This window comes from Lacinutrix gracilariae, from assembly GCF_042684485.1.
Taxonomy (GTDB): Bacteria; Bacteroidota; Bacteroidia; order Flavobacteriales; family Flavobacteriaceae; genus Oceanihabitans; species Oceanihabitans gracilariae.
Genome location: NZ_JBHULM010000011.1, coordinates 195,124 through 219,716, shown reverse-complemented (window position 1 = coordinate 219,716; position 24,593 = coordinate 195,124). Strand labels below are relative to the sequence as shown.

Here is a 24,593-nt window from a genome sequence, read left to right as displayed (position 1 = left end):
TTAATTTTTAGATTTTTTACGTTTTGGTTTTGTTTTCCAAAGCACAATTTTGTCCACATCATTTTCAGAAAACTCCCCTTTGGTGCTACGCCCTGTTTTGATATCTAATTCTAATTGCTTTAAAAGTTGTTCTGCAATTTCAGGACGTTTTGTATATAAATTTTCGGTTTCAGCAGGATCATTTTCCATATCATACAATTGTGCTTTAGGCATGTCTGCGGATTCTCTTTCTCGTGGTGACGACCAACCACCAGAACCTTTGGCTAGTAGCAACTTCCATTTGCCTAAGCGATAAGCAAAGTGGCCTGTGATAGAGTGATGGATGACACCTGCTCGTGTACTATTAATCGCTTCGCCTTGTAAAGCTGGTAAAAAACTAACACTGTCTTCTCCTGCCTTACTTGGTACGGGAACAGCTGTGATTTCAGAAAAGGTGGCGAAGATGTCGGTTAAACAAATTAAATCATCATTCGTACTGTTTGGCTTTACTTTGCTTGGCCATTTTACAATAAAAGGTACACGATGGCCTCCATCCCATAAATCGGATTTTGAACCACGATAGCCAGCACTTACAATATGTCCTTGTGCTGCAAGTCCTTCGATATCTGCAGCTTTAGAGGTGCCATTATCGCTCGTAAAAATCACTAAGGTGTTTTCGGTTAATCCATTTGCTTCAAGAGCGTCTGTTATAGTACCAACAGTGGCATCGGTTTGCATGACAAAGTCGGCATAATCGCCCATACCACTTTTGCCTTGCCATTCTTTTGAAGGTAAAATTGGTGTATGTGGTGAGCCTAAAGGCACATATAAGAAAAACGGTTTTCCATCTTTATTTTTTGCCTGTTGGTTAATGTAATCTACCGATTTTGTTGTTAAACGTGGTAGCATATTAATTTCATCATCATAGAGAATGACTTTATCATTTTCAATAACTGCTTTCATGTCTTTAGCATGATGAAAACCGTGGTAATAATCAAACCCACGATTAATAGGGCCATCAGGAATCGTGGCACCTACAGGTGGTAAATGTTTTTTAGATTTTTTCTCAATTGCTGTTTTTGTAACCGGATCTATGTATTGAAAATTTAAGTGCCATTTTCCAATTAAAGCCGTATGATACCCTTGATCTTTAAGGAAGTTGGCAATGGTCGGACGGTCTTCTTTAATAAGGTTAGGGGCAAAACCTTGTACCACACCTCTTTGTAGTTTTGTACGCCAGCTGTATCGTCCTGTCATAATACCATAACGCGTTGGTGTACAAACAGCAGAACCAGAATGCGCATCGGTAAACACCATACCTTCTCGGGTTAATTGGTCTATACTTGGGGTTTTAATCTTACTAGTTTCTGGTGCAAGTGCTTGTACTTCTCCATAACCTAAATCATCACATACAATAAATACGATATTGGGTTGTTTTGATTTTTCTTGTGCATATCCTGACCAAGTCATAGACATACAAATTGCAAAAATAAATTTCACATAAAAAAAACGCATTCTATTCATCATTATTTAATTTTTTACTCCTTATTAAAATATCTTATCACAACTTTACTCACCCACTAAAAAAGCACCTTCAGGCCTTACATAAGGTTCAAAGTCAGGCATAGGATTAGAAAGCAATCTATCGTTAATGGTTTTCATAATTGTCATTTCTTCTGCCATCATATATCCTTTGTTATTTACATCATCAGTAGTAGTTGCAAATGTCACTCCAGCATTTGCATCTTTAAGTGTTCTTGTAAATCTATAAGCATCTTCGGTACCAAATATTAAATTTGCTGATGATACGTGCCATTTGTCTCTCACCGGAAACCATGCATGTTTTAATATTACTTTTCCATCATATTCATCCCAAGGATTGGCTACCATTGCTGGCATTGTAAACTCTTCATAAGCCCATGAATTAGGAGGAGCTCCTTGTCCTAAAGGTGTTACATGGCCACTTGTAAAATCTTGATAGTTATTTACACCTTCGAAGCTTACAATTTTATAATCTCTATCATCTGTATCATCAACGCCGTCAGAATCTACTTTTATAAACTCATTGTTTTCATCCGTGAAATAGGCACCGTTAGGAGATGCTGAAATAGCAGCATCAGGGTCTGCATCTCTAATCATTTGAACAAAATCTTCCATATGACCATCATCGTCTAATTCTGCGGTAGTGTCTAGCCAATAGCCATCAGCATAATCTTTAATGCGTAAAATAAATCCTTGTACAAGGTCTCTGTATGCAGCATATTCATTTCCTTCAAATTCATTTGTATAATACGTTATCCATGCCGCATGTGCTGCATTAAAGTCTTCATCATCTGATTCCTCTGGTCCTAATCTATCAAAATAATTGGTGGAGATATATAGAATATTTTTCTTTCCAGCATCTTTAAAATTTTGAAGAACATCAAAGATTATTTGTTCATTTTCTAGACTTGGAACTAAGAGTTCGTCTATTTCTGATGCGATATCTACATTTTCATTTCCTCTTAAAGTAAAATAATATGATTTTGCAAAATTAGAAAGATTAGTTATAATGTGGCCTGTTGCAGGCAATTCATCAGTAATTTGTTGCGCGCCAGCTCTGTAATCATAACCTCCAGCGACTTCAGAATCTAATCGCTCACCTCCATAAATAGGAAAGGTAACTCCCCAAGAACCACTTAACCATTCTGCACTTGATTCTGGTGTTGGATCCGGTTCTTCAGTTATTGACTGATCATCTATTGGCTGATCATCCTGCTTAGAACAAGATGAAAGAAATAATAGGGCGAGTAATATAATTTGTATGGGTTTCATTAATCTCTGCTTATATTTTTTTAGTAAAAATAAAAGAAAACGCATTCAAAGAATTGCCTTAAAACCCCTTTTGTTTGCTTTAATCCACCTTATTTTTTTTAAAGAAAAAGAAGCAATAATTTTTATAATTTGTTATTAAACAGGTTCTAAATCATTTTAAATGTGCTACAAAAAAGTCAATGGTGGTTTGCACAATCTCACCTCGTGTTGGTTGAATGGGTTTCCCTACTTTTCGCCAGTTATGCGCCGAGTTTTTTACAATTTGAATAGTGACTGGCGCGTTGATGGTTTTATTTTTTTCTTCCATATAATACGCATGTTTTACAGGAATGGTGTTGTCACTGTCGCCTTGCAGCAATAGCAAAGGTGGACTGTCTTGAGTTAAATAATTTACAGGACTCATCTCTCTATACAAGGACAAAGCCTCTTCTTTTTTAGTACCAGACTTTAAAATTCTTGGGCTAAATCGATCTTTAAAGTTTGGTCTATCATCCGGATTAAACAGACTTGTATTTTCAAAATCGGTAGGGCCATACCACGATACTCCTGCAGCCATGGTATAATCGTATTTTGCTAAATCTTTATCTCCAATGAGACTGTCTGGCGAACTCAATACTAGCATTTGAGCAATTTGGCCTCCTGCGGAATCCCCAAAAGCATAAAATCTGTTTTTATCAATCCCTAGCGTTTCACTGTGTTTAGAGATATAACGAAGGGCGTCTTTACTGTCTATAACACAGTCGCGCATGGCCGTTGTGCCATTTTTCTCTACTAATCTATAACTCACAGCCACCACACAAAAGCCTTGCTCTAAAAGTGCCATGTGTACGGTTTTAAAAGACGCATTGGCAGCTCCATGTCTGCTTCCTGCAGCCCAACCTCCTCCATGAGTGTAGAAAACAACCGGTAATTTTTCTCCTTTCTTTATGTTTTTAGGATAGTAAATGTCTAAGTATAAATCGTCTTCTTTTGTGGTTTTGTATAAGACATTTAATTTCCTTTTACCATCGGTTTTTAAATAAGGAATGCGGAAATTACTGGTGAATTCTTCTTGGGTGAGTATGCTATCTTTATTAATATCATAATGTTTGTAACGGCTCCATTGTCTTTTATCTTCAGGTTTCGAAAACTGCTGATTATGATCAGGATCTAATTTCTGCCACGTTTTCTGAAGTAAAAAAGCTTTGTAAGCACCATTGGATACATCATCGGATTGTGAAAAGCCATGCCACACCGATGCTATGGTAAAAGCAATCATCAAAAGTCTATTTATTTTAAGTCCCATTAATGTGGTCATGTTGCTGAAATTTTTATTTGTTACTGAAGCCTTGATTTTTATAGGTTTCTAAAAGTTGGTCTAATTCTTTAATAACTTCTGGGTGTGTATTATAGAGGTTGTTTTTTTCTTCAGGATCATTAATCATATCATATAAGGTGCCTGGTGCTTCATTCGGTTTTGGTTCAACAGTTTTTGGCTTTGTAAATCCTCCCGAACCTAATTGTGGCGTATATTTCCATTTGCCTTTTCTAATGGAAAACATACCGTAAATAGAATGATGAACAACCGCTTCTCTAATAGGTGTTTTTACATCAGACGTGTAAGCAGGCCATAGGTTGAAACTATCTTCCGCACCTTTTTCTATTTGAGGTTGATGTAATATTCCCGATAATGTGGCAAACAAATCTGTGGTACACATTAATTGATTCGATTCTAATCCTGCTGGAATGACGCCTGGCCATTGTGCTATATATGGAACGCGATGACCTCCATCATAAATGTCGGCTTTACGACCTTTGTAAATGTAATTGGCACGATGTGGATATTTTTCTTGATCTCTTTCGGTCCAATTAGAACCGTTATCCGAAGTCACAATGATTAATGTGTTTTCTAATTGACCGGATTCTTTTAAAGCATCAACAACAGCTCCAACAGCATCATCTACCATAGTGACGTAATCTCCATAAAGTCCTGCTTTAGATTTTCCAATGGCTTCACCTACAGGCAACCAAGGTTTATGCGGTGCGGTTAAAGGAAAATAAAGAAAGAAAGGTGCGTTTATGTCTTGTTGTTCGTTGATAAACGCTACCGATTTTTTAGTAAAATGATCGAGTACTTCTTCAAATACAAAATTGGGTGCTTTTTCACCTGGGCGCCACATGACACCTCTACCTTCATTTTTACCTTCGGTATATTCTGTTGGCAACTCCACCGTTTTCCCGTTTTCGATATAGACATAAGGTGGAATGTCTAAGGATGCAGGCATAGTATATGAATAATCAAAACCTAAATCACTTGGGTCTTTTATGCGTTTACTAAAATCTACATTACTAATTCCGTCTTTTGCTATGACTTTTTGCGCTCCATCTTTAGGTTGCATATCTAAACCTATGTGCCATTTTCCAATACATGCCGTTGTGTAACCGTTACTTTTGAGATAGGACGCAACCGTTGGTCGACTTTCTTCTATTAAAGCGGGTTTATAACCATTTAGAACGCCTTTTTTTAATGGGCTTCTCCATGCATAACGTCCTGTGATTATGCCATAGCGCGTAGGTGTGCAAACAGACGAATTGGAATGTGCATCTGTAAAATGAACACCATTTTTTAGTATATTATCCATGTATGGCGTTTGGATGGCAGATTCTGAGTTTAAAGCCGAAAGATCACCATAACCCATATCATCAGCTAAAATATAGACAATATTAGGCGCCTTGGTTTTATTTGTAACATCTTGTTGTGCAGCTTCTGTATTGGATTTGCAGGATGTTATAAAAGCACAGATGATAAGAACTCTTAAAATGTACATAGTCTTTATGGGTTAATTTAATTGAAATTAGTTTTCAAAGGCAAATGCGGCTTGCGGCCATTCGCCAGGTATAGCATCGTTTTCTTGAATTTTTCCAGGGGTACTTCTGCCATCTCTAATTTGTTTAATGAGAATGGTCTTTAGTTCCTTCACTTTTTCAGGATATTGATCTGCCACATTATTTTTTTCTTTAATGTCTTCTTTTAGGTTATAAAGTAGTGCTTCTGAATGAACATCTTTATGAATCTTAGTTTTTCCGGAAGCCATAATGCCAGAATTAGGCGCCATAACAAGTTTCCAGTCGCCTTTCCGAATAGCAAAAACACCATATTTATCATGATGAATTGTAGCGTCTCTTAAATAAGTGCCTTCATTGGTCAGTAAAGGCAACATGCTAAAACTATCTTCGGCTTCATTGTCTTTAAACTCATAATCCACGATATCGGCACAGGTTGCCATAAAGTCTGTAGTACATATGGTAGCAACAGAAATGGAATTGGGTTTAATTTTTCCCGGCCATTTTACTAGAAATGGGACTCTGTGACCACCTTCTAAATAACTGCCTTTGTAACCACTATACACATAACTTGGACTGTGTTTTTTTTGTCGCAAGGTTTTTAAATCGTTGGTAGTGGCAAAGCCATTATCACTAGTAAAAACAACTAAGGTATTATCGTCAATACCTTGTGCTTTTAGGGTTTCAAAAATAGTACCCATTAAATCGTCAATCATCATTACAAAATCGGCATAAGGACTACCAATCTCACTTTGACCTTTCCATGGTGCAATAGGAAGCACAGGATTATGAGGTGAAGGCAAAGGAATGTACATAAAAAATGGTTGGTCTTTGTTGGCATTTTCCTTTATGAATGAAATGGATTTGTCCACTATTTTAGGTAAAACTTCCTCGTGTTTAAAATCGTCTGCAATGTCTCCTTTTATCCAGCTACTAAACGGATATATTTTTCTGTTTCTTTCGGTTTTATCCGTTGGTAGCATCGTGGCCTTGTCATTTTCTAAATACACATAAGGAGGCATATTTAAAGATGCTGAAATCATAAACGAATAATCAAATCCCATATCTAAAGGGCCGAATTTTAAGGGTTGGCTATAATCGATATCCTTAAAATTTAAACGGTCCGAACGTTCTGAATAATGATTAAATTCTGGACTATTATTTTTCATGCTCCAGTTTAAACCCAAATGCCATTTCCCAATATTAGCCGTTTTATAGCCTTGATTTTTGAGCAGTTGCGCAACGGTTAATCTGTTGTTCTGAATTAAACTCGGTGAGTTCCCCCAAGTCACAAATTCCTTTAAAGGGGTTCTCCAATTATAGCGTCCGGTTAAAATGCCGTAACGTGTTGGTGTACAAACTGCAGATGAGGTATGTGCATCGGTAAATCGCATCCCTTCTTTAGCCATTTGGTCTAAATGCGGTGTTTGTATTTTGCTGTTTTCATTGTAAATACTAAGATCGCCAATGCCTAAATCATCAGCTAGAATGTAGATGATGTTTGGCTGTTTAGTTTTCGGTTTTTCTATAGTGTCCTTTGGAATAAAACTAGAAAACAGAACGAGTAAGCCTAAAAGCGATAGACTTACCGAAAAAACTTTAAATAGTTTGTTGTTTTTCATCCTTCTAGCGATTTTAAAATAGCATCTACACTTACACCTAAAGTGGTTTCAGCAATAGCACTGAGTTCGTCTTCATCACCTTGTAAATGAATGGTGGTTTGAATATGAACCATTGTTTCATTCGGTTTTAAGGCAGCGGCAGGGGATGAGCTTTCCAATTCATAAAATGGTCCCATAGGTGCAACGCCTGGTTCTGGTGCGCCATCGTTATAGGCATTTATCACATCACCTGCATACGGTTCTTCTTGATATTCCCAAGCCGAATTTACGTAACCGTTAGTAGCATCTTGTGCATTATACGTTACTAAGGTTAAAACTTTCCCTACAGCATCATAACTTCCGGAAATACCTTTTGAACGTTTTGAGTTGATACCAATTTTACTGCGTTTGGTTCCATCACCTTTAAAGTATAACACGTCATTGTTGACTTCTAAATAAGCTTCAGGAACTTTACCAAAATAGGAGTCGTTTACCTTTGGACCTAAATCATCATCTTCACCAGCTTTAAAAGGAATTACCATGGTGGTTTCTGGCGAGGGCTTATACATACCTAATAGCCAAATAGAAGGTAATCCTGTTTCTGGTAGCCATGGTTTTTTTCCAATATTTGTAATTTGATTGTTGGTTTGATAGCCAACAAAGGCAATGTTGTCTGAAAATGTTTTATTAAGAATGTTTTGTATTGACGCTTTATTCAAAATAGAAATAGAACGTCCAATGCCCATTTTAAAAATGGTGCCACTTTTGTTTATTAATTCGCATTGGTGTTCAAACATTGCCGTGTTATTCGTTTTCGACACTAAGGTAAATGCTTCGGTATCTATAACAGCAGGTGTTTTCCAATTTGAAAAATCGAAATTATCTTCTGGCTTAAAGAAGAGTGAAAACTGTCCACCTTCAGGACCTAACCAAAAGCGTTCTTCGCCTCCAAACACATAAATCTGATTTTCTAAACGGCCTTTACGTTCTTCTTCTGGTAAAAAACCAGCTTCAATGACTTTTTTGTTAATCCAACCAAAACTAGCACCTTCTGATATGTTGGTTGTACTGGTCATTACACGCCCTTGAAATTGTGGTGCAATAGCTAATGCACTTTCGCCTTCTTGCAACACAATGATGTTGGTATGCGCTTTTAGAAAGTTAAGATCTTTAGAAAAATTGTTGTTTATAGTTTCAGTCATGATTTTGTAATTGGTAAATGCTTTATAAATCCATATCGCTTTGCTGCGAAATAAAAGTTTTTAAGGTTACTAATTTGCAGTTTCTTTTATCAAAATGTCATATCTAATTCAATCTAAAATATGTCTTATTTAAATAATTTAAACTGCTTTAGATATATTCGAAATTATTACATGTTGTTTTCTAGTTTTTTTCTGTAATTGCATCTTCTGGATTCCAATTTGGAATTCCTTCTGCTTCTAGTTGTTTATAATATTTTGTGTGAAGTGGTTGTTCCTTTACTCTTTTTCTATTTTCATTTATCATCAAAGGAATAGAATTGGACCACCATTCATTATAAGGTTCTTGAAATTTTGCAATCACATCTGGATGTTCTGCTGCTACATTATGACGCTCTCCAGGATCGTTAATGATATCATACAATTCGGTATTATTCACAAAGCGCCATTTTTGGCTTCTAATCGCCATTTTAGTGAATTTAGCCGTGTTTACCATACCTGTTTTCCAGCGTCCGCAATGTGTAAATAATAAGCGATCTTCCCAATTTATTGCTGTGTTTTCTAATAAAGGAATTAAAGATAAACCTTCTAAATCTTTCATATCTTCTGGTAATTTCGCTCCTACTAATTCTGCAAACGTTGGATATAAATCAATATGAGCGGTAAGCTGATTGATGTCTTTGCCTTCCGTTAAAACACCTTTCCAATACATAAAAAAAGGAACATGATTACCACCTTCATTTGGTGAGTTTTTCCCACCTTTAAGGTTGGCATTAAAATGTTTTATCTTTTCGCCATTTAAAGTGCCTCTTAAATGTGTGGCGCCATTATCTGTCGTAAAAATAACTAGGGTGTTTTCTAAAACATTCCACTCTTCAAGCTTGCTCATCAACCTTCCGAAGTTATCATCGATGTTTTCAATCATGCCATATCTACTCGCAGTGCCTTCATCATAGCCTAACTCTAGAAAGCGTTTTTTATAATTTTCAGGTGCCACCAGAGGAGCATGTGGTGCATTTAAAGAAACATAGGTGAAATACTGTTGTTGTTTATCTATGTTCTCTTTGAGCCAAGCCATAGCGGCATCAAAAAACACATCTGTACAAAAGCCTTTAGTTTTTACAATGGTTTCATTATGAAGCAAAACATTATCAAAATACACATTGTCTTTATTCGGTGGGAAATCTCCAAGATTTACTTGACCAATTCCACCACCTCCATGCATCAACACTTCGTTGAAACCCCTATTTTGTGGCAAATAGTCTTCAGCATCTCCCAAATGCCATTTACCAAATAATCCGGTTTTATAGCCTGCAGATTGCAAGGCTTCAGGAAGCGTGTATACATCTAAAGCCATACGTTCTCGTTCTAAAATAGTGTGGGTGACGCCAACTCTAAATTCGTGTCGACCACTCATAATTGCAGCTCGTGTTGGTGCACAAGTAGGACTTACATGATATTCTGTAAAACGTGTTGATTTTTGATAAAACGCATCAATGTTTGGGGTTTTTACGACTTCATTTCCCATACAAGACAAATCGCCCATACCTTGATCATCGGTCATTACGAAGATGATGTTGGGTCTGCTGTTTTTTAAAACTTTAGAAAACGTTTGCCCATTAGTGGTTTGAATAAAAAATAGGAAACACAAGCAACAGCATATAACGCTATATTTTATGATTCCTATTTTCATCTTCAACACTTAATTATTTAACTTTTTGAAACTCACTTTTTACCATAAAACGGTTTTCATCAATTAAAATGAGTCCGTATTCTATAGCCTCTTCCGGAACGGAATAGCTGAATTCTAAACCATTATTGCTAATATTTACAGGGACTTTTAAGTAGGTAGACCTTACTTTTTTCTTCTTGCCTTTGTTTGTTCTCTTAACAGGATCTGAAATTTTTACAAGCGCATAGCTTTCAATCACATTAGATTTGCCTTGTTCTAATTGTGCTGTTACTTTACGAGATGCTGCGTTAAAGGTATTCGTTGCAATCACAGGAATAGCAGCAACATGCTTATCACTTTTAAATTTTGAAGGCTCCTTATACGGCAACTTAGCATCGTAATCTTTGATGTATTGTTCTAATTTTTCAGATAAGGCTTTTGCGATTTTTGGCTCGTCTTTAGCAATATTGTGTTGCTCTTCTAAATCGTGACGTTTGCCATTTTTATATAAGCGATATAACAGATATTCACCAGTCATAAATTTCTTATACAATTTATAATCTCCAGAGCGTATAGCCGATTGGTTTTGATGCTCAAGACCATAAGGATAGTGCCACCATAAATCTTCTCTAACGTTTCCGTCGTTATCTTTGACTTCGCTTTTTCCTTCTAATAGAACGTTTGAAATATCTAAACCATCAAAATCAGAACTGTATTCTGAAGGGATTTGGCTGTTGGTAAGATTTAATATGGTTGGAAAATAATCTAACTGATTGATTAACATATCCTGTGTTTGTCCTTTGGCAATGTTTGGACCAGAAATAAGCATTGGCACTCTAATACCACCTTCTTCGGTGTATTTTTTACCTTTATCTAAAGGCGCGTTATCAGACATGATTTCTGTTTTACGCTGTTCAGCTCCTCCGTTATCCGAAGAGAAAAAGATATAAGTGGTCTCGTATAATTTCTTACCAGGATTCCTTGGGTCGTCTGTGGTTTTTAATAAATCTACCACACGTCCTAAACTCCAGTCTAAGGTAGTTACCATCGCTCCAAAATAAGGATTGGTTTGGCCTCCTGAAGTCATGGGAACATCTTCGATTGGGAAATCTACGCCTAATTTATCGCAATAATATTGTAATAATTCACGGTTTTTAGTGTGAATTGGGTAATGTACCATCCAGTGTGCGAGGTATAAAAAGAACGGTTCTTCTTTATTGTCTTTAATAAATTGAAGCGCGTTTTCAGTAACCGCATCTTTAGGATACGAAATACCATTAGGCGATGCCTCAGTAAAAGGAAAGTATTTCTCTTCACTTAATTGGTATTTGTCGTCTTCATCATGCGTGGCAAAAAAATTGGTTCTGTTGTTTTTACCTTTTGGGCCTTGGTGTGCACCACGAGATTCGTGCGCAAAATCGAAACCTTGATTGGTAGAACTTTGAATTTGTAAGTGTCCTGCATGCCATTTTCCCACGTGTCCTGTTTTATAACCGTTCATTTTTAAAGCTTCCGCAATAGTGAAATGTTCAGGCATTAAACCTTCTGGGAAATAAGGACTAATATATTGAGACGATCTATGTGCTTTTGGAATTTTCCCACCGCTCACATTCGTTATGCCTGTTTTTGCAGGATGTAATCCCGTTAAAATAGCACATCGTGAAGGTGCACAAGTTGGAGCAGGCGAGTAGCCATTGGTAAAATTAATGGCGTCTTTTGCTAACTCTTTGATGTTTGGAGTATCCCATGCACAAGGCTCATCTAAATCATTTAATTCTACATCTTGCCAACCTAAATCATCAGCATAAAAAATGATGATGTTCGGTTTTATTAAATCGTTTTCCTGACTGTGACTATAGTTTGAGGAAAAGAACGCTAGAAAAACTAGGGCTGCGACTAATTTATTGTATTTCATTTTAAAGCTTAATTTTTTAGTTGATTCTACGGAATTCACTTTGAACCATAAATTGATTTTCATCAATTAAAACAAACCCATATTCCATAATGTTTTCAGGTACAGTGTAGGTGTATTCTAAATTGTTTTTGCTCGCTTCTAAAGGTACTTTTATAAAGGTTGTAGAATGCTTTTTTAGTTTTCCTTTCTTTTTTAATGCCGATTTATTCGCAATTCGAATTAAAACATAAGGTTCTACAACATCAGATTTTCCTTTTTCTAATGTGATGGTTGCTTTACGCGATTCAGCATCATAAGTATCGTTAACAATTACTGGAATAGACGCAGTTTCTTCAGCCTTGAATTTTGAAGGGTTCTTATAAGGGAATTGTGCATTATATTCCTCTAGATATTTTTCTAATCTTGCCGCTAAATCTTTAACCACTTTTGGGTTGTCTTTAGCAATATCAAATTTCTCTTCTAAATCTTCTCTTTTACCATTTTTGTATAAACGGTATAATTCATAGGTTCCTGGAATTAAGTTTTTGTATAACTTATAATCACCATGTCTTATCGCAGATTGCATTTGAGAATCCGTGTTATGTGGAAAGTGCCACCATAAATCTTCTCTTGCGTTTCCGTTTTTGTCCGCTACTTCTTTGTCATTATCTAATAAAACCCCAGAAATATCTAAACCATCAAACTCTGAACTGTACTTTTCAGGTACTGTACTGTTGGTAAGGTTTAATACTGTTGGAAAAAAGTCTAATTGATTAATCAATACATCTTTAGTTTCTCCTTTAGGAATTTGAGGACCAGCAATTACCATAGGCACTCTAATACCACCTTCTTGGGCGTACTTTTTTCCTTGATCTAACGGGAAGTTATCCGTAACGATATCTCCATTGGCTTTTTCAACACCTCCGTTATCTGAAGAGAAAATGATATAAGTCGTTTCAATTAATTTTTTACCAGGATGTCTTGGATCGTCGGTGGTTTTTAATAAATCTACTATACGTCCTAAACTCCAATCTAAAGAGGTAACCATAGAACCGTAAAATGGATTGGTTTGGCCTCCTGTTTTAATCGGGATATCTTTTGTAGGCATTTCAATCCCTAATTTATCACTGTAATATTGTAATAATTCCTTGTTCTTCGTGTGAATTGGCGCATGTACCAACCAATGTGCTAGGTATAAAAAGAACGGTTCGTCTTTACTTGTTGAAATAAATTCAAGAGCTTTTTCGGTCACCATATCCTTTGGATAAGAAATTCCGTTAGGAGATGATTTCGTAAACGGAGGATATTTTTCATCACTTAAACGGTAACGATCACCTTCATCGTGAGTTGCAAAATTGTTTACACGGTTCTTTTCTCTCTTAGGCCCTTGGTGTGCACCTCTAGATTCGTATGCAAAATCGAAACCTTGTTTGGTTGATTTCTGAATGTCAAGCGCTCCAACGTGCCATTTTCCAACATGACCTGTGGTATAACCATTCATTTTTAAGGCTTCTGCAATGGTGAAATTCTCAGGCATTAAACCAATAGGGTAGAATGGCGTTACATATTTAGAGCGTTTAGTGCTTTTAGGTGCAGTTCCGCCACTCACGTGCGTTACACCAGTTTTAGTAGGATGTAATCCCGAAAGCATTGCTGCTCTTGATGGCGCACAAGTAGGAGCAGGCGAATAGGCATTGGTAAAATTAATACCTTCTTTTGCGAGTGCTACCATATTAGGTGTTTCCCAAGGTGTGGGTTCATCTAAATCATTCAGTTCTGAATCTTGCCAACCTAAATCATCTACATAAAAGATAACAATATTAGGTTTGTCTATACTGCTTTTGTTTTGACTAATGGCATGATTAGTAAAACACAATAAAATGGTAAGCGTTGTTAAAAGTGATTTCATTTTTTATGTATAAATATTTAGTTTTTAGTTTATTTCCAGTGTAATTGAGCGGTTTGGTTTTTAATATCGAGCCAAACATCTAGGTGTTCAAAAGCGCGTGTGTAAATATAGCCGTCGCGTTGCGCATAGCCTTTTGGTGCTCCTAATTTTTTATTGTACTGCGGAAAGGTTTTTAACCAGATAGCAGACCTGTTAACATCATAACCATCATGAGGATAAACGTAACTGTATTTTTCGGCACAAACTAGAAAAATGGCCAATAGATAATCAATACGTTTACTAAGGTCATCATCACCATTCTCATGTTTGGTTAAGCGTGCTCTAACATCATCCATACCTACATTTTCGTTCTCTAAAGCTTTCCCTATGCCAAGAGACATGGCAATAACTTTACCTTCTCGAGCTGATTTCTGAACCGCTTCAATACCTTTAGCAAGATAATCTTCATAAGTCATGCCAAAACTCTCATGCTCAAAGCCTTCAATATAAGAGCCATCAAAGAATTTCATATAGTCTTTGCCTGAATCTTTAAACTCGGGACGTACACGAAGCATATTCGCAAGCAGTAAGTTGTCCTTTCCTAATTGGGTATTTAGATCGGACATCATCCTTAAGTAACCCGATTCAATAGCTTGTTGTTTGGCTTCACCAACACGATTACTAAAGAACGTAGGCACTAAAACTTTAATATTAGCATCTAGAAACACCCCGTCAATATATGGGTTTTCAGTGCTATTTTTTACATGATTTAACCAATACGCACGAACATAATCTTTAGAGATATCAAAAAAGCCCGTTCTCTTATTAGGCATTAAAGCTTTTTTACCGTTTTTGTTTACCAATAACGCGTCGGGATGTTGTTTTAAAAAGGCTTTGTCTTCCTTATAACCGCCCCAATTAACGACTACGTTTTTATAGTATAATATAGTGGCTTCCGGATTTATTTTTTTTACCGCTTTGGCTGCTTTTAGCGTTCCTTTTTCTGCAGATCCGTAAGTTTTACTTCCTGTTGTTTTTTCAAAGGTAATTAACGGGAATTTTGAAAGGTATTTCAGTTCCTTTCTGTTGAAGGCCGTTGATTTACGCAAATGCATATACAAGGGCATTGTATCCCAAGAAAAGTCTGGTAATTTCTGTTTTACCACAACCGTTTCTTGTTTATGCGCAGCACAGGCCGTTAAAAAAACGGCTAGTAAAAGCAATAAAATGGACGATTTGTAATGCATTAATCTTGTTCTAAATTTTAACTATTCCGTGATTATTTTAAAGCATAGCGCTGATTGATTTGGTAGCGTTGTAAAGTTGTGTGTAATTAATAAGCCTTCTTTACTGCGTTTCCAGCTAATGGTTTGATCGCTCCCTAATAATTGTATCTTTTTGATGTTTTTTTCTAAAAGGCCGTCTTTTTTCAGGGTTTTAATTAAGATATCTTCGGTTGGTGTTGACAAAACAAAAGCATAAATATTATCGTCTTTTGTGGTAAAACGAATGTCTTTTTCAGAAAAGGGTTTTAGGTTTTCTCCTGCGCGTTTAGTTACAATCTCTAAAGGACCTTCGCCAAAGGTTTTCCATGGTCTGGTATTGTAAATACCTTCTTGGTTATGCTTAACAAAAGCGCCAAAAGCGCTAAGCATTTGTTTTTGGTTTTCAGGAATAGTCCCATCGCCTTTTAAAGCAATATTAATCATAACGGCACCATTTTTACTAATAGCATCAATAGCATTGCCAATTAAAACAGGCAAGGACATACGGGTAAACGAGTTCTTGCGGTAAAACCAACTTCCTGATAAATCGGTTGCCCAAATCCAAGGGTGTTCTTGAAGCTCACCAAACATACCACGCTCTAAATTATAGGTAAATGCGGCTTTGTTTTCTTTGGTGTTTTTAAAGGATAAAACAGTGGTTTGTTTGCCCTTGTTTTCTTTTAAATCTCTATTTAAATACGCTGAGAATAGTTTCACCCCTAAGCCTTTACCTGAACCTATTTTAGGATATGGCGAATCGTTGTTAAACATATCCGGATCATACTTTTCGATTAAATCCCAAGAGCGTTTGTACCAATGTTGGTTCCAGCTATCTTGGCTAGCAAACTTATAGGTGTCATAATCCATATTGAAAAAGTCCCAAGCTGCTGTACCTTCTTTTTGAAATTTTCTAGCCGTTCTAAAAAAGCGTGGTGACCAATATAAATGTGTAGATACACCGAATTTTAAATCATGCTTGTAGGCCGCATCTTTCCATTCTCTAAGAATATCTCTTTTTGGTCCCATGTTTACGGCATTCCAAGGGAAGAAGGAATCATACATGTCAAAATTATCGTGATGTGTAGCGACTGGCATGATAAAGCGTGCACCACAATCTTTAACAAATTTGACGATGGCATTAGCGTCAAAATTTTCAGCTTTAAAATCTGCGATAAATTTTTCGTAACCAAACTCTGAAGGATTTCCGTAACGTTTTTCATGCCATTCCGATAATTTTACGGTTCGCAATCTGTCGGGTTCATTTCTGGCATCATAATCTTCATCACCATACATGCGTCTTCCGTAATGCGATCCATCTTCGGGTCTATTTTCATCGATTGATGACGGAATTCCCCAATGCATCCATACGCCAATTTTACCATCTTGAAACCATTCTGGTACGTGATAGTTGGCTGCCATAGATTCCCAATTGGCTTCAATGGGTTTTTGAGCCTGTTTTGTTTGGGCAAAAGAAAAACAAGTGCTTAGTAGAAAAAAAAGAATACTTGAGTTTTTTTTAAGAGACATGGGTTTTTATTTATCAGATAAACAAAGTAACTATTTACTTATTTATAAACGCTTCTCTAATCTGTCATTTTGTTGCTGTAAAATTTCAAATATGCCGAGACTGCCAATATTTAAAGGGTTTGGTTGAAATGAGAAAATTTAAAAACGAAATGAGCAAGTTGAATTCTCTTATTTGTCACATATTTGTAAGCATACGAACTAACCCTTCAAATCATGAAAAAAAATATTTCTAAAAGTTTAATGTTTTTGTTTTTACTGCAATGCTTTATTGGCTTTGCACAAGAGCAAGCTATTACTGGTAAAATTATTGATAAAGATAATATTCCTTTGCCTGGAGCAAGTGTTATAGAAAAAGGAACGAGTAATGGTACCATGTCTGATATGGATGGGTATTATACTTTAGAATTAAATAATGCAGATGCTGTATTGGTTTTTTCTTATGTAGGTTTTAAAACTGTAGAAAAGGTTGTTGCAGGAAAAAGCATCGTAAATGTTAAGATGGAAACAGATACAGAATCTTTAGATGAAGTAGTTGTAACAACAGGTATTAGAAGTTCGCAATTGAAAGCTGTTAAAGAAAAAAGAGAAGCAGCTACAGTTATAGAGGCTATTACGCCAGAAGATATTGGTAGTTTTTCAGATAGTAATGTAACAGATGCTTTACAAAGAGTTGCAGGTGTGCAAATAGAGCGAAATGACGATGGTGTTTCAGGAGACAGAGTTTCTATTAGAGGTATAGGTCCGCAGTTTGTTAAAATTACTATGAATGGACGTGCTCCAATTTCTGCAGGAAATGAAGGAAAATCCGATTTTAGAAAATTTAACTTGAATGTTATTCCTACTGAAATTATTAATGGAGCTAGAATTCATAAAACATCACAAGCAAAAGAAATAGCTACAGATATTGGTGGAACTGTAGATTTTCAGACTTTAAGACCATTAGATAAAAGATATAAAAAGGGAAAAAACTATTTCGCTAGTTTTAATCTAAGAGGAGATAGCGAGGCTGAGTTTAAGAATATTGATTTTGATAAAAGGTACTCAGGAGTTTTTGGTGCTAAAATAAATGACAAACTAGGTGCTGCTGTTTCTGTAGTGTATGCAGATGATTTTAGGTTACGTGAAGAAGCAGGAATGCGAGGTTATAGATTTGTTGATTTTTATGAAGATACTGACAGTGATGGTTCTTTTGAAGAAGGTGAAAATGTTTACGAAAATATCTTGGTGCCAGCAACTATTAATAATGTAGTTAGAAAAGATTATAGAGAGCAATTAGCTATATCTGCGGCAATTCAATATAAACCAACCAAAAAATTAGAGTTTTTATTAGATTATACCTTAACAAGATTGCAAGCTGCTTCAGACAGACAACAATTCCAAATGTCAATGGCTGCAGGTGGTGATAGTAATGGTATATTAGGAGCTGATAACTTCTTTACTCCAGGAAGTCTTGCTTTTAATGGTAATAATCTAGCTTATATTGATGGAGCAGGTGCTAACCAATCTAGAGTAAATATTCAAAATAAAAATCAATTTTATGACAATAACACTACTAATAATATTATTGGTTTAAATACAAAATATAAAGAATCAGATAAGTTGGTTTTTGGTTTTGATTTGTCTTATTCTAATTTAGATTATTTCCAAGACTTAACACAAATAACATCAAGACTAAAAGGACAAGACTATGATAATAGCGCTTTTAGTTTAGATTTAAGAGGATACTTTCCTCAATATGGAGTGCCAGATGAAATTTATGACCCAACGGCATTTAGTTTATTGTCTGCTTCAAAAAGACATATTAGAACCAAAGGATACAACTATGCATCTAGAATAGATGTAGAGTATGAGTTAAATAAAAAGGTGAAATTTACTTTAGGTGCTAGATCTGCAGTTACAGATTTTGAAGCAAGAGAAGCGCAAGGAGATGCAGGAGATATATATGGCGATTATACAGAAGCGCAAAATCAGCAATTTTTAGATCTTACTTCTATTAACAATTATTATGTTCCAGGAGATTTTCTATACGGAGAAACAGGTTTAGATCAATGGATTAATATTCCTGGAAATGAAGTCTTAGATATAACTCCAGGATTTGATAGTTTAGATGGTGCAGGTGTTTTTGATTTTGATACACCTTTAAATGAATTGGTTTCTGACGTAGATAATCTGCAATTTAATCCTGCAAAATCTTATGGTGCTATAGAGAAAAGTTTTTCTACTTATGCGCAAGTAGATGCAAAAGCAAGAATTTTTAATGTGCCTGTAGTTTTAAATTTTGGAGTACGAGCAATTAATACAATAAATGAATCTAGTGGATTTACTGGAGTAGAACAATTTGACCCTATTGCAGAAACGGTAAGTGTTGTAAATGAAGCATTATACCATGAGGTAGAAAATTCTAGATGGGATATATTACCTACTTTTAATGCTAATTTTAAAATAAAAAGAAATTTTAACTTAAGATTTAGCGCTGCTAGAGGAGCATCAAGACCAAAATATAGAGACATGATGCCAAGTAATGAAGTAACGTATTTAGATCCTACTTCTGAAATTTTTAATCCAAGTTCACCTGACTATGAGCCTAATTTAGCAACTAGTTTATATAGAGGAACAATTACTTCTGGAAATCCAAATTTAAAACCTTACAGTGCATGGATGTATGATACAACATTTGAGTTGTATAGCAAAAATGGTGGCGCTATAGTTGGTAGTGTTTTCTTTAAAGACATTAGAAATTATATAGGAAGACAAACACTTAATGATCAGGCTTATCCAGGAGTAGAAGAATTGGGTATAGCAATACCTGCAGGTCAAGAAGATTTATTATTTGATATTTCTACACCTATCAATATTACAAATGCACAATTGTATGGTTTTGAAATAGGTTTTAATCATCACTTTACATTTTTACCAGGTTTTGCTAGCGGTTTTGGTTTGCGTGCAAATTATTCTTTTGTTGAAAGTAATTTTGATGGAGCTGTTGGTGATGCAACAAATGGTTTTCCTGGTACTTCAAAACATAATTTTAATACGGTTATGTATTATGAAAAATACGGTTTCTCTTTTAGGTTTACAGCTGCTTACAGAAGTAATTACCTAAGTAATTTAGGAGGTATTGGATCTACACGTGCAGATGAAGCACATTATACCGAAGGTACAACGTTATTAGGTATCAATTTAAAATATAATATCATAAAAGGCTTACAAGCAAGTGCTGGAGTAAGTAACCTTACAGGAGAAGATACCAGAAGATATATTGGAGATGATCCTCAAAACTTAACATCTTATTACCGAAGAACTCCTACATGGAAAATTGGGTTGAGATACAGACTATAATCTAAAAATAAGAAAATTATAAAAATCAAGAAAGAGGGTGTTTTATCCCATTTAAAAAGAAATAAAAATTAATAAAAGTTCGCATATGTTTAATAATAAATGTTTAATGTTTTCCGCTATAGTAATGTTTTTAGGTATTCTAAACATGCATTCTCAAGAAAAAGATAAAAAGGGAATGGAAGAAATGTGGGGAGAAACTACAGTTTCTGGTGATGCTTTAAAAAGTGGAAAAGCGAAGTTGTTTGATGAAGGAAATTACGGAATGTTTATTCATTGGGGTTTATTCTCAAACCTTGGTGGAGTATGGGAAGATAAAACCTATTATGGTATTGGAGAATGGTTAATGAGCAAGCGTGTGGCCAATATTGCACCAGAAAAATATATGGAAACCGCTAAAACCTTTAATCCTACCGAATTTGATGCCAAGCAAATAGCACAATTGGCTAAAGATGCAGGTATGAAATATATCATCATTACCAGTAAGCATCATGAAGGATTTGCGATGTTCGATTCTGAAGCAAGTGACTTCAATATTGTAGATGCAACGCCATTTGGTAGAGATCCTATGCATGAGTTGTCTGCAGCTTGTAAAGAATTAGGTCTTGGGTTCGGATTTTATTATTCGCATAATCAAGATTGGACCGCTCCAGGAGGAACTAGAGGCCCAGAAGTTGATGAAAATGGAAATAAAGTAGACTTCAAAGACTATTTCTACAATAAATGTAAACCTCAAGTTAAAGAAATATGTACTAATTATGGAGACATAGATTTCGTGTGGTTTGATACACCTGGTGATATGCCAAAAGAATATGTGGTAGAATTAGCTGATATGGTAAGAGAATTACAACCTAATGCTATGATGTGTAGTCGTGTAGGTTATGGTATGGGAGACTATGCTAGTATAGGAGATATGGAAGTGCCAACACGTAATGTTGAAGGACTTTGGGAAACCTGTGATACGAATAACGATTCTTGGTCATACGCTTGGTATGATAACAACTTTAAAAGCCCTAAGAAAATTTTAGGTCGTGTTATTGAAACGGTAGCTCGTGGAGGATCTTATTTATTTAATGTGGGTCCAGATAGTAGTGGTGCTATTCCAAATATAGGAATTGAATTTTTACAAGAATCAGGTCGTTGGATACAAAAATATCCACAAGTAGTATATGATGCAGGAAGTTCACCTTGGGGTTACGCCTTACCATGGGGAGATGTTACTACTAATAATGAGTCACTTTATTTATCTGTAGGGCAATGGCCAACAGATGGTAAATTATATTTACCAGGTTTAAAATCTAAGGTGAAAAACATTGCACTTTTAGATGGAGACCAAAGCAGTGCTTTAACATACACTATGGAAAATGATTGGTTGGTGATTGATGTACCTTATAAAGCACCTGAAGAATTGATTTCTGTAATTCAAGTTCAACTTGAAGACACAGATGCTATTGTAGAAACCAACTTAGGGGTTTATCCTAATGTTCCAACACGATTATTAACCGAGTTTGGAGTTGCTGAAGGTGCCGAACAAAAGAATGTTCGATGGATGGAAAAATTTGGTGAATGGAAACACGCTAACCAAGTAAGTAATTGGGAAGAAAACGGTACGGTAACTTGGGAAGTGAATGTACAACAACCAGGCTATTACTATTTAGATTTAGAATATAAAGGCGAAGGACGTTTAGTTTGGAAAACCACCACAGACGAAGGTATAAAAGTCCAAAACCAACAAGCTGCAACAGACAAGTACGCTTACCGTAGAATGGGTATATTAGAGTTTAAAACGGCAGGAAAGCATACCATTAAAACCTCATTGGTTGAAGGTGATGCCAACACATCAAGTTTAAAATCTATTAAAATTTTACCAATAAAATAAATTTAGGTATCATGAAGTTTCCTTTTTTACCAAAAAGTCTTTGTTTAATTGCATTGGTGATATGCCAAGTAGCATTTTCTCAAAATAATGAGCATTATCCTGCTTTCAGTTGGGATAAAGTTCCTGTGGCTTTTCACTTTGGAAAAAAAGGGGATTTGTTAACGCCATCTGAAGCTCAGTTTATTGCCGAGCGTTCTAATTTTGTAGTTTTAGAAAAAGCCCATGGTTTTCCTAAATACAAATATTCTGAAGATGCCATTGCAGAGGATGCTAAGGTTTTAAAAGACTTAAATCCAAACCTAAAAGTAGTATTCTATTGGAATGCGTTTTTAGATTATGATATGTATAGAGCGCATAAAGCGTATCAAAAACAATCAGAGTGGTGGCTTAAAACAAAAACGGGAGCTGTTGATTTAAAAAATAATAGAATAAAACGCTATGATTTATCTAATCCAGAATTCAGAGATTGGTGGTCTAATGTTGCTAAAGATAATTTAGATAACCCTAATGTCGATGGAGTCTTTTTTGATGCCTTAGTGCAAGTTACTAACCCTGGAAATAAACAATTGTGGGGAACAGAGAAATTTGACGCGATTCAACAAGGCTTAAAAGAGCTCATTAAAGAAACTAGAGCTAAAATCGGTGCTGATAAATTAATCGTTTATAATGGTATTCGTTCTACGCCAGTTAGAAATGTAGGGAATAATTTTCCGGATCATACCGATGCCATCATGATTGAACATTTCGGATATTTTAATAGCAGAACCAAAGAAAGTATGCTACAAGATATTCAGGAAATGGAACAAGCGGGTAAAAGCGGTAAAATAGTCGTGTTTAAAACTTGGCCTGAAAATGCATGGTTAAACAAAACCTTTATGGCGAAGTCAGACCAAGAGAAAGAACGTATTTCTAAAGCGCACATAACCTTTGCACTCGCTTCTTTTTTAGCAGGAGCTCAAGAACATTCTTATATTATTTATAATTGGGGGTATCGTTTGAAAATGGGATCCTTATCCTGGTATCCAGAATTTGAGAAACCTTTAGGGAAACCCTTGAATGAGATGCAAGTCAACGATTGGATTTTAACCAGAGAATACGAACATGCCAGTATTTGGGTGGATTTAGAAAACAAAAAAGCAACCATAGACTGGAAAAAACAAAGCTAAAAACTATGAAGATTAGAGCTTACTTTTTTGTTTTTATACTTGTAGGGCTCACCTCTTGTAAACCACCAAAAACAAAGGGAGTAACGGAAAATAGCAAACCCAACATCATCATATTTTATGCTGATGATATGGGTTTTGGCGATTTAGCCATTCAAAATCCACAATCTAAAATTCCTACACCTCATCTCGATCAATTAGCCAAAGAGGGCTTGTTAATGACAGACGCGCATAGTTCTTCTGGGGTGTGTTCCCCAAGTCGATACGCCTTGTTATCGGGACGCTATCACTGGAGAGATTTTAATGATATTGTCCATTCCATGGGATCTTCAGTGTTTAAAGAAAATCAGGTGACTTTACCTCATATTCTTAGCCAAAACGGCTACCATACCACAGCTATTGGGAAATGGCATTTGGGTTGGGACTGGGAAGCTATCCGAAAAAAAGAGTTTACCCAAAAAGAAAAAGCCGTTTTAAGAAATAAGAATATTGACATTTGGCCAGCACAAGCTTATGACTGGAATAAAACCATTCCTGGTGGTCCATTATCTATAGGTTTCGATTCTTATTTTGGTGATGGAACTATTAATTTTCCACCGTATACCTGGATAGAAAACAACAAAGTTACAGCAGCACCAACACTGACCTTACAGCATCCTGAAGAGGATTTTGCTTTAGAAGGGAATTGGGAATTACGTCCAGGACCAGCTGTTAAAGATTGGGATTTTTATAAGGTCTTACCAACCGTGACACGTAAGGCCGTGACCTTTATAAAAAATCAAGAACAAGCCAAAAAGCCTTTCTTTTTGTATATGGCATTTCCTTCGCCACACGCGCCAATAATTCCGAATGAAGAATTTAGAGGAAAAAGCGAAGCTGGACCATATGGCGATTTTGTATATCAAACTGATGATGCGGTCGGACAAATTTTAGAGGCTTTAAAGGGCATTAATGCCGATGAGAATACCATTGTTATTTTTACTTCCGATAATGGCTCTGAAAAATATGCCTACGAACGTATTAAAAATTACGATCATGATAGCTCACATCCGTTTAGAGGTGTAAAACGAGATATATATGAAGGCGGACACCATGTGCCTTTTATTGTAAAATGGCCCAACAAGATTAAACCGGGTTCTAAAAGTACCCAATTGTTTAGTCAGATAGATCTTCTAAATACTTTAGCGTCACTGACTAATAGTGACTTGCCAAAAGACTTTCAGCATGATAGCTTTAATTTTTCTAAGCTTTGGTTAGACAAAAGTCCTTCTCCAGTAAGAGAACAATTGGTACATAATACTTGGACAACTAAATACGCGATTAGAAAAGGGGATTGGTTGTACATCAATAACAAAGATGGTTACCATACCAGAACTCCTAAATGGTTTAAAGAAGGACAACGTTTTAAAACCGCCAAGGATACGGTGCAACTCTTCAATCTTAAAAATGATAAGGGGCAAAACACCAATTTAGCAAGTCAATTCCCTGAAAAAGTTAAAGAATTGGCAGCAGCATTACGCGAAGAACAACAAACAGAAACGTTTAAAAATTAA

General features: G+C 35.8%; 15 protein-coding genes. 4 read left to right on the top strand and 11 right to left on the bottom strand.

Features of this window, described 5'->3' with window-relative positions:
- The 11 genes from ACFSSB_RS08205 to ACFSSB_RS08155 all read right to left on the bottom strand — a co-directional run bounded on the left by ACFSSB_RS08205 (position 1) and on the right by ACFSSB_RS08155 (position 16,662).
- Positions 1-1,506 (bottom strand): sulfatase family protein, encoded by a 1,506-nt coding sequence (locus tag ACFSSB_RS08205; RefSeq protein WP_379903042.1) that lies wholly within the window; start codon positions 1,504-1,506, stop codon positions 1-3.
- Positions 1,507-1,548: 42 nt separating this feature from the next.
- Entirely contained in the window at positions 1,549-2,793 is a 1,245-nt protein-coding gene (locus tag ACFSSB_RS08200; protein ID WP_379903040.1) for a hypothetical protein, read from the bottom strand.
- A gap of 151 nt (positions 2,794-2,944) precedes the next feature.
- Positions 2,945-4,090: a carboxylesterase family protein gene (locus tag ACFSSB_RS08195; protein WP_379903038.1), complete on the bottom strand. Its 1,146-nt coding sequence runs from the start codon at positions 4,088-4,090 to the stop codon at positions 2,945-2,947.
- Between the two features lie 13 nt (positions 4,091-4,103).
- On the bottom strand, positions 4,104-5,600 hold the full coding sequence (locus ACFSSB_RS08190) for a sulfatase-like hydrolase/transferase (protein WP_379903036.1): 1,497 nt from the start codon (positions 5,598-5,600) through the stop codon (positions 4,104-4,106).
- A 27-nt stretch (positions 5,601-5,627) separates the two neighbouring features.
- Positions 5,628-7,238 carry a sulfatase family protein gene (locus ACFSSB_RS08185; RefSeq protein ID WP_379903034.1) on the bottom strand — a complete coding sequence of 537 codons (1,611 nt, stop codon included), beginning with the start codon at positions 7,236-7,238 and terminating at the stop codon, positions 5,628-5,630.
- Positions 7,235-8,419, bottom strand: coding sequence for a DUF6786 family protein (locus ACFSSB_RS08180; protein WP_379903032.1), 1,185 nt, complete (start codon positions 8,417-8,419; stop codon positions 7,235-7,237). Before ACFSSB_RS08180 ends, ACFSSB_RS08185 begins: the two co-directional genes overlap by 4 nt.
- A gap of 181 nt (positions 8,420-8,600) precedes the next feature.
- Entirely contained in the window at positions 8,601-10,109 is a 1,509-nt protein-coding gene (locus ACFSSB_RS08175; RefSeq protein ID WP_379903030.1) for an arylsulfatase, read from the bottom strand.
- 13 nt (positions 10,110-10,122) lie between these two features.
- Positions 10,123-12,003 carry a sulfatase gene (locus ACFSSB_RS08170; RefSeq protein WP_379903028.1) on the bottom strand — a complete coding sequence of 627 codons (1,881 nt, stop codon included), beginning with the start codon at positions 12,001-12,003 and terminating at the stop codon, positions 10,123-10,125.
- Positions 12,004-12,019: 16 nt separating this feature from the next.
- Positions 12,020-13,891 carry a sulfatase gene (locus ACFSSB_RS08165; protein ID WP_379903026.1) on the bottom strand — a complete coding sequence of 624 codons (1,872 nt, stop codon included), beginning with the start codon at positions 13,889-13,891 and terminating at the stop codon, positions 12,020-12,022.
- A 29-nt stretch (positions 13,892-13,920) separates the two neighbouring features.
- A complete protein-coding gene (locus tag ACFSSB_RS08160) occupies positions 13,921-15,117 on the bottom strand; it encodes a putative glycoside hydrolase (protein ID WP_379903024.1) in 1,197 nt (398 codons plus the stop codon).
- A gap of 21 nt (positions 15,118-15,138) precedes the next feature.
- Positions 15,139-16,662, bottom strand: a complete 1,524-nt coding sequence (locus tag ACFSSB_RS08155; RefSeq protein WP_379903022.1) for an alpha-L-fucosidase — start codon at positions 16,660-16,662, stop codon at positions 15,139-15,141.
- Positions 16,663-16,875: 213 nt separating this feature from the next.
- Between ACFSSB_RS08155 and ACFSSB_RS08150 the strand changes: the two genes are divergently transcribed.
- The 4 genes from ACFSSB_RS08150 to ACFSSB_RS08135 all read left to right on the top strand — a co-directional run bounded on the left by ACFSSB_RS08150 (position 16,876) and on the right by ACFSSB_RS08135 (position 24,593).
- Positions 16,876-20,001: a TonB-dependent receptor gene (locus ACFSSB_RS08150; protein WP_379903020.1), complete on the top strand. Its 3,126-nt coding sequence runs from the start codon at positions 16,876-16,878 to the stop codon at positions 19,999-20,001.
- 145 nt (positions 20,002-20,146) lie between these two features.
- The gene (locus ACFSSB_RS08145; protein WP_379903018.1) at positions 20,147-21,877 is read left to right on the top strand and encodes an alpha-L-fucosidase; all 1,731 of its coding nucleotides are present in this window, start codon (positions 20,147-20,149) and stop codon (positions 21,875-21,877) included.
- Between the two features lie 56 nt (positions 21,878-21,933).
- Positions 21,934-23,043, top strand: a complete 1,110-nt coding sequence (locus ACFSSB_RS08140; RefSeq protein ID WP_379903016.1) for a putative glycoside hydrolase — start codon at positions 21,934-21,936, stop codon at positions 23,041-23,043.
- 5 nt (positions 23,044-23,048) lie between these two features.
- Positions 23,049-24,593: a sulfatase family protein gene (locus ACFSSB_RS08135; RefSeq protein WP_379903014.1), complete on the top strand. Its 1,545-nt coding sequence runs from the start codon at positions 23,049-23,051 to the stop codon at positions 24,591-24,593.

Excerpts from the sequence above, each read along its gene's own strand:
- ACFSSB_RS08155 (WP_379903022.1), bottom strand. The coding sequence starts at position 16,662 with ATGTCTCTTAAAAAAAACTCAAGTATTCTTTTTTTTCTACTAAGCACT.
- ACFSSB_RS08180 (WP_379903032.1), bottom strand. The coding sequence starts at position 8,419 with ATGACTGAAACTATAAACAACAATTTTTCTAAAGATCTTAACTTTCTA.
- ACFSSB_RS08175 (WP_379903030.1), bottom strand. The coding sequence starts at position 10,109 with ATGAAAATAGGAATCATAAAATATAGCGTTATATGCTGTTGCTTGTGT.
- ACFSSB_RS08205 (WP_379903042.1), bottom strand. The coding sequence starts at position 1,506 with ATGATGAATAGAATGCGTTTTTTTTATGTGAAATTTATTTTTGCAATT.
- ACFSSB_RS08200 (WP_379903040.1), bottom strand. The coding sequence starts at position 2,793 with ATGAAACCCATACAAATTATATTACTCGCCCTATTATTTCTTTCATCT.
- ACFSSB_RS08135 (WP_379903014.1), top strand. The coding sequence starts at position 23,049 with ATGAAGATTAGAGCTTACTTTTTTGTTTTTATACTTGTAGGGCTCACC.
- ACFSSB_RS08150 (WP_379903020.1), top strand. The coding sequence starts at position 16,876 with ATGAAAAAAAATATTTCTAAAAGTTTAATGTTTTTGTTTTTACTGCAA.
- ACFSSB_RS08185 (WP_379903034.1), bottom strand. The coding sequence starts at position 7,238 with ATGAAAAACAACAAACTATTTAAAGTTTTTTCGGTAAGTCTATCGCTT.
- ACFSSB_RS08170 (WP_379903028.1), bottom strand. The coding sequence starts at position 12,003 with ATGAAATACAATAAATTAGTCGCAGCCCTAGTTTTTCTAGCGTTCTTT.
- ACFSSB_RS08160 (WP_379903024.1), bottom strand. The coding sequence starts at position 15,117 with ATGCATTACAAATCGTCCATTTTATTGCTTTTACTAGCCGTTTTTTTA.
- ACFSSB_RS08195 (WP_379903038.1), bottom strand. The coding sequence starts at position 4,090 with ATGACCACATTAATGGGACTTAAAATAAATAGACTTTTGATGATTGCT.
- ACFSSB_RS08190 (WP_379903036.1), bottom strand. The coding sequence starts at position 5,600 with ATGTACATTTTAAGAGTTCTTATCATCTGTGCTTTTATAACATCCTGC.
- ACFSSB_RS08145 (WP_379903018.1), top strand. The coding sequence starts at position 20,147 with ATGCATTCTCAAGAAAAAGATAAAAAGGGAATGGAAGAAATGTGGGGA.
- ACFSSB_RS08165 (WP_379903026.1), bottom strand. The coding sequence starts at position 13,891 with ATGAAATCACTTTTAACAACGCTTACCATTTTATTGTGTTTTACTAAT.